The organism is Streptomyces sp. LaPpAH-108, from assembly GCF_000373625.1.
In the GTDB taxonomy this organism is placed as follows: domain Bacteria; phylum Actinomycetota; class Actinomycetes; order Streptomycetales; family Streptomycetaceae; genus Streptomyces.
In genome coordinates, this window is sequence record NZ_KB891993.1 from 385465 (window position 1) to 396963 (window position 11499).

9 protein-coding genes are annotated in these 11499 nt (G+C 73.0%); 2 read left to right on the forward strand and 7 right to left on the reverse strand.

The features are described from left to right. Positions 1–71: 71 nt before the first annotated feature. The 6 genes from B079_RS33270 to B079_RS0113270 form a co-directional block, all read right to left on the reverse strand. Positions 72–1916 carry an HtaA domain-containing protein gene (locus B079_RS33270; protein WP_018546292.1) on the reverse strand — a complete coding sequence of 615 codons (1845 nt, stop codon included), beginning with the start codon at positions 1914–1916 and terminating at the stop codon, positions 72–74. Beyond that, on the reverse strand, positions 1913–2854 hold the full coding sequence (locus B079_RS33275; protein ID WP_018546293.1) for a hypothetical protein: 942 nt from the start codon (positions 2852–2854) through the stop codon (positions 1913–1915). Before B079_RS33275 ends, B079_RS33270 begins: the two co-directional genes overlap by 4 nt. After that, positions 2851–3714 carry a heme ABC transporter ATP-binding protein gene (locus B079_RS0113255; protein ID WP_018546294.1) on the reverse strand — a complete coding sequence of 288 codons (864 nt, stop codon included), beginning with the start codon at positions 3712–3714 and terminating at the stop codon, positions 2851–2853. The genes B079_RS33275 and B079_RS0113255 overlap by 4 nt, the downstream gene beginning before the upstream one ends. After that, positions 3711–4838, reverse strand: a complete 1128-nt coding sequence (locus B079_RS0113260) for a FecCD family ABC transporter permease (RefSeq protein WP_018546295.1) — start codon at positions 4836–4838, stop codon at positions 3711–3713. The genes B079_RS0113255 and B079_RS0113260 overlap by 4 nt, the downstream gene beginning before the upstream one ends. Continuing rightward, positions 4835–6043: a heme/hemin ABC transporter substrate-binding protein gene (locus B079_RS0113265; protein ID WP_018546296.1), complete on the reverse strand. Its 1209-nt coding sequence runs from the start codon at positions 6041–6043 to the stop codon at positions 4835–4837. The genes B079_RS0113260 and B079_RS0113265 overlap by 4 nt, the downstream gene beginning before the upstream one ends. 185 nt (positions 6044–6228) lie before the next feature. Next, on the reverse strand, positions 6229–6882 hold the full coding sequence (locus B079_RS0113270; RefSeq protein ID WP_026248649.1) for a heme oxygenase (biliverdin-producing): 654 nt from the start codon (positions 6880–6882) through the stop codon (positions 6229–6231). A gap of 194 nt (positions 6883–7076) precedes the next feature. On the opposite strand from B079_RS0113270, the gene B079_RS0113275 reads away from it, so the two are divergent. Next, on the forward strand, positions 7077–9011 hold the full coding sequence (locus B079_RS0113275; protein ID WP_018546298.1) for a hypothetical protein: 1935 nt from the start codon (positions 7077–7079) through the stop codon (positions 9009–9011). Positions 9012–9035: 24 nt separating this feature from the next. After that, positions 9036–9746, forward strand: a complete 711-nt coding sequence (locus tag B079_RS0113280; protein WP_018546299.1) for a DUF2470 domain-containing protein — start codon at positions 9036–9038, stop codon at positions 9744–9746. Positions 9747–9955: 209 nt separating this feature from the next. Here the strand turns inward: B079_RS0113280 and B079_RS0113285 are convergent, their stop codons facing one another. Next, positions 9956–11434, reverse strand: coding sequence for an MFS transporter (locus B079_RS0113285; protein WP_078495929.1), 1479 nt, complete (start codon positions 11432–11434; stop codon positions 9956–9958). Positions 11435–11499 lie beyond the last annotated feature (65 nt).

Here is an 11499-nt window from a genome sequence, read left to right on the forward strand (position 1 = left end):
CAGGCCCGGCCCCTTCGGCTTGTGGTGGGGGGCTCGGCCGGTCGGCCGGTGCGACCGGCCGGTGGGGGGTCTCAGCGGTGCGCCCCGGCGGGCTGCCTGCGGCGCCGTACGACGACGACCAGCGCAAGCCCTGCGGCCACACAGGCGGCAGCGGCGGCGGAGGTGCCGAGGACAGGGGTGCCCGTGCCGGTGCTGGCCAGCGTGTCGCCCGGCCGGTACTTGAGGTCGGGCACGAGCGCGGAGTCGCCACCGGAGCCGCCGGAGTCACCGGCACCCGCGCCGCCCGTGGTCCCGCCGTCGGAGCCGCCGCCCGGCGCGGCCCCGCTGCCGGTGCAGCCGGACAGGAGCACGGTCGCGTCGTCGAGCTGCTGGCCCTTCTGGTAGAAGCTCGACCCCTGGAAGGTGAACGCCTTGGTGTCCAGGATCGCGGTGTGCATCGTGCGGGTGATGCCGGAGGCGCTGGTGCGCGGGACGGTGCCGGTCAGGTCGACGGAGGCCAGGGCGACGTCCTCGCGGGCGTCGGTCGTCGGCGTGCTCCCCGGGGCGCTGACGGTCAGGCTGACGTCGGCGTACAGCTTGCCGCTCTTGCCGTGCACGGTCAGCCGCGGGTCGGCGATCACGATCTTGAAGTAGTGGGCCGGGTAGGAGTACGTGACCTTGCCGCCGTACTGCACGGTGAAGTCGTCCGACGAGGTGTACGCGGAGCTGGACTCGAACGGCCACCGGTAGGTGCCGGTGCTGTCCTTGCCCGTGACGGCCAGGTCCTCGGAGAGGATCTTCAGTCCGTCGGCGGCGGTGATGCTGTTGCCCGCCGGACCGCCGACGTACGAACGGAAGCTCTTCTTGAATCCCCAGGTCAGACTGCCGCCCTTGACCCCGTCGGTCAGCTCGCAGGTGCCCCGCCCGGTCGCGGTGGCCGAGGGCGAGCCGGTCGGCTGGTGCGTCGGGGACGCGGTGGTGCTGGGCGTGGGCGAGGTGGTGGCCGGATCGCTCGGCGTGGGGTCGTCGGTGCCCCCGGCCGCGGTGTAGGACACGCTCAGCGGGGTGGCGGGCTTGGCCGCGTCACGGGCTCCGCCGGAGGTGAACCAGTACGAGGACTGCCCCGTCAGCTGCTGGAAGTCCACGAAGCTCTGCGGGAACGAGCCCCAATACGCCTCGTTGGAGGCCGACTTGGCGGGCTGCGCGGTCGTCCCGGAAGGGACCGACACCGGGACACCGAGATAGTCCGGGGTCACCGTGAAGCCCGAGGCCCCCAACTCGACATGGCTCAGGTTGGCCAGAGTCACCGTCGACGCGGGCAGCGGCACCCACTTGCCGGGGTCGTTCATGTCCGCGCCGTAGCCGGTTGCCGTGGCGGTGAGTGTCGCCGTCCCGTCGGCCTTCACGGTCAGCGTCGGATCGGTGGCGGACCAGTAGGTGAGCCCGCCGTAGAAGACGGAGGTGAAGGAACCCTCCCAGTGGATCGTCGCCGTACCGGCCGAACGGTCCACCGTGCCCGTGCCGTTGTGGAACACCACCCGGTTCTGGGTCAACGAGGTCGTCGAACCGGCCGACACGGCCTTGCCGTTGGGATCCTGGCACTTGGTCGCCCAGGTGGGCTCGGACCAGGCGCCCGCGCTGTCCGGCTTCTCCACCGAGACGTCACCGTCGTGGGTCGCGTAGAACCCGTCCGACTGGGTCCACAGACGGCTCGACCCGGTGTCCCCCGCCTTTCCGGCGGACAGGAAGTTGCACCCTCCGAAGAACGCGCCACCTCCCTGCTCACCGCTCAGACCCCACGCGAACGACGCGTCCGAGACCTGTACCGGGGCGGCGGAGGCCGGACCGGCGCCGACGACGACGCCGGAGGCCAGCACCGCGCCCACGAGGGCGCAGCGGACCAGGGGACCACGGCGTCTGATGCTCTGGGTACTCACTTCTCTCCCGAATTCACGGACGTGCCACCGCGCTTGCGTCGGCGCAGCAGCCAGAGGGCGGACAGGATGGCGGCCACCGCCACGACGACGGCGCAGCCGGCCACGAGCAGGCCGGTGCCGGAGACGGAGGTGGCGCTCACGACCGGGTCCGCCGACACGGCGGGCGTCGGGGACGGGGTCGCGGCCGGGGCGGCCGGGGCGGAGGAGGTCTCCTCCGGGGGCGCCGAGGACGGGCTCGCGGTGGGCGTCCGCTGTGCCTTCTTCTTCGCGGACTCCGTGTCCTCGGCCTTCGGCGTACCGGGACGTGCCGACTTGGTCGCGGGCGCCTGACCGGCGCCGGGTGCGGCGAAGTCGATCGGGGTGAAGGTCTCGTTGCGGGGGTTCGCCACGCCGTGCGCGCCGATGGTGATCACTCCGCACTGGACCTTGCGGCAGTCGACCTGACGGATCGCGCCGTCGCGGCCCTTGGCCGGGAAGACGGCCCCGGGCACGACCAGGGTCGCGTCCCAGGTGCCGTCCGCGCGGACGGTTCCCCCGTTGGCGGCGTAGGCGGTGGGGTCGCCGGGGAAGGCGACGAACCGCTGGTAGCCGTGGTTGTCCTTGGTCTCGGAGTCCTGGACGTAGACGTAGTCGACGCCGCTGGTGCCGCCCTGGCTGGGCCGCCAGGTGCCGCTGACGGTGCCGAACAGCACGTAGACGCCGCCGAATCCGTTCTTGACGGACTGGAAACCCGCGCCGTGCAGCCGGAGTTTCGTGGCGTAGTCGGGGTCGGCGGTGGCCGGGCTCGCGCTCACCCGGGCGGCTGCCATGGCGGGCGGTGCGGGGACGAGGACGGCGGCCAGGGTGAGGAAGGCGGCAGCCGCGAGGGAGGAGAACAGGCGAAGTCCCGTTCTCCGCCGTTCCGGTGGTACCGGTATGTGTTCGGTGGGCGTGGTCATGAGGAGGGCGTTCCTTTGCCGTTCCGTCGGGGGCCGACCAGCACCGAGCCGGTGACAGGGTGCCGGAGGACCTCGATGGGGAGCTGGTAGACCTCTTCGAGGAGAGGTTCGGTGAGTACGGACGCGGGCTCGCCCCGTTCGACCAGGCGGCCTGCGTGCAGGACGGCGATCTCGTCGGCGTAGGCGGCGGCGAGTTGCAGGTCGTGCAGGACGGCGAGCACGGCGTGTCCGGCGTCGGCACGTTCGCGGGCGGTGCGCATGAGCTGTTCCTGGTGGCGCAGGTCGAGTGCGGCGGTGGGTTCGTCGAGCAGCAGGACCGGGGTGCTCTGGGCGAGGACGCGGGCGAAGGAGGCGCGGGCCTGTTCGCCGCCGGAGAGCGTGGGGTAGCGGCGGTGCGCGAAGCCGGTCATGCCGGTGGCGGTCAGGGCCCGCTCGACGGCGGCCTCGTCGTCGTCCTCGGCGTCGGTTCCGGCCCAGGGCGAGCGGCCCATCGCGACCACGTCCGCCACGGTGAACGGGAAGGACAGCAGGGGGCGTTGGGGCAGGACGGCGCGGCGGCGCGCGAGGTCGGCGGGGTGTGTGACGGCGACGGGGAGGCCGTCGACGTGCACGGTCCCGGTGGTGGGCGGCTGGTCCCCGGCGAGCAGGGACAGCAGCGTGGACTTGCCCGCGCCGTTGGGTCCGACGACCGCGAGCAGGGTACCGGCGGCGAGGTCGAGGTCCACGTCCTTGAGCAGCCAGGTGCCGCTCACCCGCAGACCGAGGCCGCGCGCGGAGAGCAGCACGGTGCCGGGTTCGGGGGTGCGGGGCGGCCCGGGTCGGCGGCGGGCGAGGCGGGTCAGCGCGGTGCGGGCGTTCACGTCCAGCCTCCCGCCCGTGCGCGGGTGGTGCGCAGCAGCCAGAAGAAGAAGGGGCCGCCGACGAGGGCGGTGAGCATGCCGATCGGGAGGTCGGCGTAGGCGACGGCGGTCCGCGCGACGACGTCGGCGGCGGCGAGGAGCACCGCGCCGCCGATCATGCTGGCGGGGATGAGCACCCGGTGTCCGGGCCCGACGGCCATGCGCACCAGGTGCGGTACGACGAGCCCGACGAAGCCGATGACCCCGCTGAAGGCGACGGCCGCGGCGACCATGGTGGCGATCAGCACGATCGCGGTGACGCGGAGGCGTTCGACGTCGACCCCGAGGTGCCGGGCGGCCCGGTCGCCGAGGGCGAGCAGATCGAGGCGGCGGGCCAGCAGCACGGCACCGAGCAGTCCGATCACGGCGAACGGCGCGACGCTGCCGACGTAGGCCCAGCGGCTGCCGTTGAGGCTGCCCAGCTGCCAGAAGACGATCTGGTCGCGGGCGGTCTGGCTGCCGAAGAACATGCAGAAGGCGAGCCCGGCCCCGGCGACGGCGTTGATCGCGATCCCGGTGAGCACCAGGGTGACCACCTCGGTCCGCCCGCCCGCGCGGGAGAGCAGATAGACGAGGAGCACGGCCACGAGTCCGGTGACGAAGGCGGCCACCGGGACGGTGAACTGGCCGAGCACGTCGACCCCGGCGACGATCACGAAGGCGGCGCCGAGCGCGGAGCCGGAGGACACGCCCACGACCCCGGGTTCCGCGAGCGGGTTGCCGAACACGCCCTGCATCAGCGCGCCCGCGGTGGCCAGGACGGCGCCGACGAGGAGCGACATGACGACCCGGGGCATCCGGATCTCCCACAGCGCGGACTCCGCGAAGGAGTCGCCGACGGGGTGGCCGAGGCCGAGCGGCCCGGAGAGGCGGTGCAGTACGGAGTCGGCCACGTCCGTGAACCCGATGCCGTACTGGCCGACGGCGGCCGAGCCGAGGGAGACCAGGACCAGGGCGATGCCGAGCCCGGCGAACAGGGCGACGCGGGCGGTGCGGTGCGCGGGCCGCACCGGGTGCGGATCGGCCGACGGCTTCGGGGGCACGGGGGCGCTGCCGGTCTTCGAGGTGGTGTCCAGTGTGGTCACGGCTTCGCTCCGGCGGAGCTTCCGGGGACGGAGTCGGGCGCGTAGACGGCGCGGGCCAGCGCGTCCAGGACCTGGGCAGTGAGCGGTCCGAAGGACAGCACCTGGTAGTCGCTCATGTCGACGATGCGGTGGTGCCGCCCGGCCGGGGTCTGGGCGACGCCGGGGAGCTTCAGCGCCCCGTCCACGCCGCCGACGGAGCGCAGTCCCTCGCTCATCATCATGATGACGTCGGGTCTGGCCTTGGCCATGGCCTCGGCGTTGAGCGGGGTGAACCCGTTGATGCCGGAGTCGCTCGCCACGTCGACCGCGTGCAGTGCGGAGATGAGGGAGTCGGCGCCGGAGCCCTTGCCGAAGAGGTAGTAGACGCCCGCCTGTCCGCGTGCGTAGAGGAAGATGACGCGGGGGCGCCGGGCGGCGTCGGCGGGCACGATGTCGGCGATCTGCCGTTGTTCGGCGGCGAGTTCCTTGTCGAGCCGCGCACGCAGCTTCCGCCCCTCGGCCTTCACGCCGAGCCCGGCCGCGACCTCGTCCACGAGGGTGCCGACGGTGTCCAGCGAGCGCTTGGCGCCGACGACGACCACGGGCACGCCGGAGTCGCGCAGTTGGAGCACGGCGTCCCAGGGGCCGAGGGTGGTGTCGGTGATGAGCACGGTCGGGTGCAGGGCGAGGATCGCCTCGGCGTTGAGCTGGTGTCCGCCCCGGGTGACCAGCGGGAGCTTCTTGGCGGCGGGGAACCCGGTCGACTGGTCGCGGCCGACGAGGCGGTCCCCGAGGCCCAGTCCGTAGACGGTGGCGGCGAGGCTGCCGTACAGGTCGAGCGCGAGAATCCGGTCGGCGCTGCGGACGGTCACCTTGGTGCCCTGCGCGTCGGTGACGGTGGCCGGGAGGCGCGGGCGGGCGGCGCGGGTGACGGGGGTGATGCCGGGGTCCGCGACCCGGGCCGTGGTGGGGCCGTCGTAGGAGCGCGGGTCGGCCAGCGGCTTCACCTCGCTCCACGGGACGGTCCGGCTCGCCCCGGTCGCCTGCGCGCCGTGCGGGCCGCCCTCGCTCGCGCGGCAGCCGCTGAGGAGCAGGGGCACGACCACCAGGAGGGCGATGAGGGAGCGGGGGAACAGGGGGACGGCCGGGCGGGGCGGTCCCCCGCCGCGGGCGTGGGCCGACGGCGGTGAACTCGGGTGCGGGGCCTGTCTGTTGCTGCCCGTCACGGGGCTGCCTCCAGGTAGGACGGCGGGGCGTACGAGGGCACGGGCCGTGACGGCACCGGGTCGATTCCCCAGGTGAGACTTAGGTAAGGCTAACCTAATCGAACGACTCTCGCGTGTCACCGCCGGGCCCATGAAGACCCCTCAGACCCGCCCGGCCGCCTCAGCCTCCGAGCGGGTACGGCGCCTCAGGCTCCGAGCGGGAACAGCGCGTCGAGGTCCGCGAACACGGCGCTGTTCAGGGCGAAGGCATGGCGGCACTCCTCCACCACGCGCTGCTTCTCCAGCTCGTCCACCGGCAGGGCGTCGAGCATCTCCCGGTACTGCCGTTTGAAGGCGGCCGGGTTGTCGATGCCCTCGAAGACGTAGAAGCGCACGCCGTCGCCCTTGTGCTCCAGACCCCAGGTCCGCTCGGCGATGCTCCGGATGACCTGACCGCCCGACAGATCGCCGAGGTAGCGCGTGTAGTGGTGCGCCACATATCCGGCCGGCCACTCGGCGGCGACCTCCGCGACCCGCGCCACGTACCGCTCGGTCGCGGGCAGCGGCGCGATCCGCTCACGCCAGCCCTCTCCCAGCAGATGCCGCAGATCGCGCTCGACCTCCGCGACCCGCATCAGCTCCGGGCGCAGGAACGGCCCGGCGACCGGGTCCGCACGCAGCGATTCGGCGGCGCTCTCCAAGGCCCGGTACACGAAGAGCAGTTGCTCCGTGTAGCGGATGTAGGCGTCCACACCGAAACGGCCGCTGAGCAGGTTGTGCATGAACGGCGCGCTCTCGGCCTCGGTGTGCCGGTCCTGACTCGCCGCGCGAATGACCGTCGAGAAAAGGGGCGTTGACAACGATTCCTCCCAGGCAGGCTCGCAGTCATGCTGCAACTAAGGTTCCCCTAAGTCAACACCTTACCGACGCCTTGTCGGCATGAATTTTTAGGTTAGGCTCACCTAAGTTATCCGCTCGGCGCATGGTCTGGCGAGGGTTGCGACGGGCCATGCGCGCGCATCGGCCGCCCTCTCCTCGACGAACGGACGTCACCGTGTCCTCCAGACCGTTACCCGCACGACGCCTGACCCTCGGCCTCGCCGCAGCGGCGTCGGTACTCGCCCTGACCATCACCACACCGGCGCGGGCACAGCCCGACACGCGCGCCGCGCAAGGGACTTCCGGCACCGCGCACACCCTCCACCGCGTCCGCCACGCGAGCCTGGAGTGGGGCGTCAACGCCATCTACCAGGGCGGCAATCCGGCCAACGCGAACTGCAACTACTTCTCGGCCGGGACGCAGAAGGAGTTCCGCGCCGCCCGCGGGAACGTGCGCGTCGTCCACCGGATGCCCGACGGCACCGCCCAGGGCGTCTCGGACGCGACCAAGTGCGTACCGGGCGGCCCTGGAACCCGTCTGAACCAGCGCGTGCTGTTCACGAACGGCACCGGGAAGGCCGACGGCACCACCGGAAGCGCCACGATCCACTGGCGGGGCTCCTTCACCGCGAACGCGTACGGCGGCCTGGTCACCTGGTACCTCAAGAACCCCACCCTGAAGATCGCCCGCGACGGTTCGGGCACCCTCACCGCGACCGGCGGCGGCATGGGCGCCGACCGGGACGCCCCGGAGCGGCAGGCCGAGGTCCCGCCCCGCCGCGTCACCGTCGCGACCTTCGACCGGGTACGGCTCGACCGCACGGCGGGACGGGGCGGCGGCGCCCAGATCTCCCCGCGCTTCTCGGGCGTGGACTACTTCCCGCTGGTCGACGGGGTGCGTTCGACCACCTCCGCGATCCCCGACGCGGTCAAGAAGGCCGAGCCGGACTGGGGTTCCTGGCCCCGGTCGTTCGTGGACCTCCAGTACGAGACGGGCCTGTCCAGCTACTGGCACACCAGCGGCCTGAGCGCCGACCCGGACAAGCCGCCGTACGACCTCTCGGTACGGTTCGACTCCGCGCCCGAGATCCGCGACGTCCCCGTCATCCGCGCGAACCCCTCCACCACGGCCACCGCCCCGTACATCGAGGGCCGCGACCTCGTGATCAAGGCCGAGGCACAGCACGCCACCGGTTTCCAGTGGGAGCGCGCGGCCTCCGCGAGCGGCCCCTGGTCCCCCGTCGACGGCGCGAGCGGCGAGAGCCTGACCATCCGGTCCGTCGACTCCTCCTGGAACGGCACGTACGTACGCCTCGCGGCGACCAACGCCGAGGGCCGGGCCGTCTCGGCCGCGCTGCGCCTGACCACCGCGCCGTACGCGGCACCGACCTTCGCCGAGCAGCCCCGCGATCTGGCCGCCATCCAGGGCACGGACGCGACGGTCGCGTTCAAGCTGACCGGGAATCCGGCGATCGACCCCAAGGCCGTCGCACTGGAGCGCAGTTCGGACGGCGGGGCCACCTGGAAGCCCTGGACCGAGGCCCGATACGGGGGCGGCGCGGGCCAGTTCACCCTCCCGGCGATCCCGCTGACGGCCGACGGGACCATGGCACGCGTGCGGGCGGCGAACACGGAAGGCACGACGGTGACGTCGGCCCCCTTCGCCGTCCGCGTCTTCCCGGCGACCGGCAAGCCGCAGCTGGCGGTGATACCGGACCGACCCGTGGACCCGACGGTCGCGACCCGGCTGACCGTGCTCGGGGCGGGCTTCAACGTGCCGGACTGGGCGAGCCCCACGCTCACCTACTCGCTCGACCTCGGCCTCTTCGACGCCGAGGTCTGGCAGCCGGGACGGCAGGGCACGCGTGACTGGATCGCCACGTCCCCGCAGTCCAGCGGCGGTCAGCTCTATCACGACGCGCTGCGGGCGAGCGGGGGCGCGTTCACCGTCTCCCTGACCGTCCCGGCGGGCCGGCTGGTGCCCGGCCACGACTACGGGATCGGGGCGTTCCTGCGGCTCACCGACACCGTGACCTGGCGGGACACCTTCGAGAACCGGTCCCTGGACGCGTGGACGCCTCTTTCGGCGTCGCGGGAGGTGGTAGGTTAGGTGAGCCTAACCTAAGGAGGGTTGATGGCTCCCGGCCCCACCAACGCGGAGCGGGTGCGCTCGGTCCTGGCTCGTGCCGACTCCCTGAGTCTCACGACCGACGCCACCCGCTACGAGCTGATCTCCATGCACACCGTCGACGACGGCGGCACGCTGCGCCTGCGCGTCCCCGCGGCCACCCCGCTCGCCGCCGAGGCGGTGTCCGCGCCGCGTGCCTCGCTGCCGTGCCGACTGCACTTCACCGACATCGCGCCGACCCCGGTCCGTGACCGGGTGCGCAGCCGTGTCGCCCTCGCCGGACGCCTCACCCCGGCCGAGGTCCAGGCCGAGCCGGACATCCTGGTCCTGCGCCTGGACCTGTCCCGGGCGGCCCTGCAGCGCGACGACCGGGCCGCCCGCGTCGGCCTCCGCGAACTCGCCGCCGCCCGCCCGGACCCTCTGGCCATCGAGGAGACCGCGCTCCTCACCCACCTCCACCACGACCATGCCGACATGGTCAGCGCCCTCAGCCACCTCGCCGACCCCGGCTTCCACCACTCCCTCCGCCGCCTCCACCCCGTCGCCCTCGACCGCCACGGCCTCGTCCTGCGCTTCGAGTACGCCCGCAACCACCGCGACGTACGACTGACCTTCCCCTCCCCCGTCCGCGACACGACGGACCTCGGCGCCCGCCTGGACCAGCTCCTGCGACGCCACGGTGCCGGGGCGCGCGGGAGGAGCGGGGATCAGTCCTGAGCCGGGGGCCGGGTGAGGACGGCGCGGCCGTCCCCGCCCCTCACTGCCCGGTGCGCCCCTCCGTCCAGTAGGCGCGCGTCCGGATCTCCCACCGTGCGAGCCCTAACTCCCGCAGGACCGAGCGGAGCGCCACCCCGCCCCGGACGGGGTGGCCGAACAGCCTCTCTGCGTCTGTGGCCAGACCGGCGGGGACGCGGGGTACCGCGAACTCACCTTTCCACGGCGGCCGTCGGGGCGGCCGACAGCTCGGGCTGGGGGGCGGGCCGCTTCGGCAGCAGGGTGGCGGCGGCGAGCGCGGCGACGGCGGTGAGGACGCCGGAGACGAGGAACGCGCGGTCGTAGCCGGCGGTGACCGCGACCGGTCCGGCCGGGTCGGTGTGCTGCCGGGTGACGGTGGAGGCCACCGTGACAAGCACCGCCAGACCGATGCTCCCGCCGCACTGGCGGGCCGAGTTGAGCAGCCCGGAGGCGAGCCCGGCCTCCTCACGGGCCACGCCTGAGGTGCCGAGCGAGGTGTTGGTCACCATGCACAGGCCGAGGCCCACCGAGGCGATCAGGGACGGTCCGAGGATGTCGCCGGTGAAGCTGCCGTGCGGGCTGACCCGGCCGAACCAGCTCATCCCGACCGCGGCGAGCGCGAGGCCGCCGACCAGCAGCGGCCGGGGTCCGACGCGGGGCACCAGCTTCCCGGCGACGACGGTGCCCGCGACCACGCCGACGCTGAACGGCACGAAGGCGAGGCCGGTGCGGACCGGGCTGTAGCCGAGGACCCCTTGCAGATACAGGGAGGCGAAGTAGAACGCGCCGAACTGGCCGCAGGCGATGAGGAAGATGATCAGGCAGGACACGGACAACGACCGGGTCCGGAGAATCCCCAGCCGTACGAGCGGTGCGGCCGTCCGCCGCTCCACCACGACGAACGCGACGGCGAGCAGCACCGCCAGGGCGAGTCCGCCGAGCGTGTGGGCCGAGCCCCAGGCGTAGGTGTCGGTGCGCACCACGGCGTAGACGAGGGTCGTCATCGCCGCCGTCGCCAGCACGGCGCCGGTCACGTCCAGTCGGGGACGCCGGTCCGCGCGACGGCCGCTGATGCACAGCGCGGCCAGCGGGATCGCCACGGCGGCGATGGGGACGTTGACGAAGAGCACCCAGCGCCAGTCGAGGTATTCGGTGAGCACACCGCCGAGCAGCACGCCGACCGCTCCCCCGGCCCCGGCGACCGCACCCCAGACGGCCAACGCCCGGTGCCGCGCGGGCCCTTCGGCGAAGGTCGTGGTGATCACGGTCAGGCTGACCGGCAGCAGCACCGCTCCGGAGACCCCCTGGACGGCACGGGCGGCGATCAACTCCCCGGGATTCTGCGCGAGTCCGCCCAGCAGCGAGGTCAGCCCGAACAGGGCCAGCCCGGCCACGGCGGCGCGGCGCTGCCCGACGAGGTCGGCCAGCCGTCCGCCGAGCAGCAGCAGGCCGCCGAAGGTGAGCGTGTAGGCGTTGACGACCCATTGCAGCGCGTTGGTGCCGAAGCCCATCTCGGAGCCGATCGAGGGAAGGGCGACGTTCACGACCGAGACGTCCAGCACCACCATCAGCTGACACAGACACACCACGGTGAGCACCAGCCCGGCACGCGGTGGCCGCCTCCCCTCCTCCCCCGCCGCGTCCGCAGTGTTCTGTCCCGCTGGTGTCATGACGGCCTCCGGCCCGGTCGCGCGGCAGGTCAGGGGCGTTCGGCCCGAAACCCTGTTGGACAACG

Bases quoted from the DNA above. Each gene is read 5' to 3' on its own strand.
- B079_RS0113285 (WP_078495929.1), bottom strand. From the start codon at position 11,434: ATGACACCAGCGGGACAGAACACTGCGGACGCGGCGGGGGAGGAGGGG.
- B079_RS33275 (WP_018546293.1), bottom strand. From the start codon at position 2,854: ATGACCACGCCCACCGAACACATACCGGTACCACCGGAACGGCGGAGA.
- B079_RS0113280 (WP_018546299.1), top strand. From the start codon at position 9,036: ATGGCTCCCGGCCCCACCAACGCGGAGCGGGTGCGCTCGGTCCTGGCT.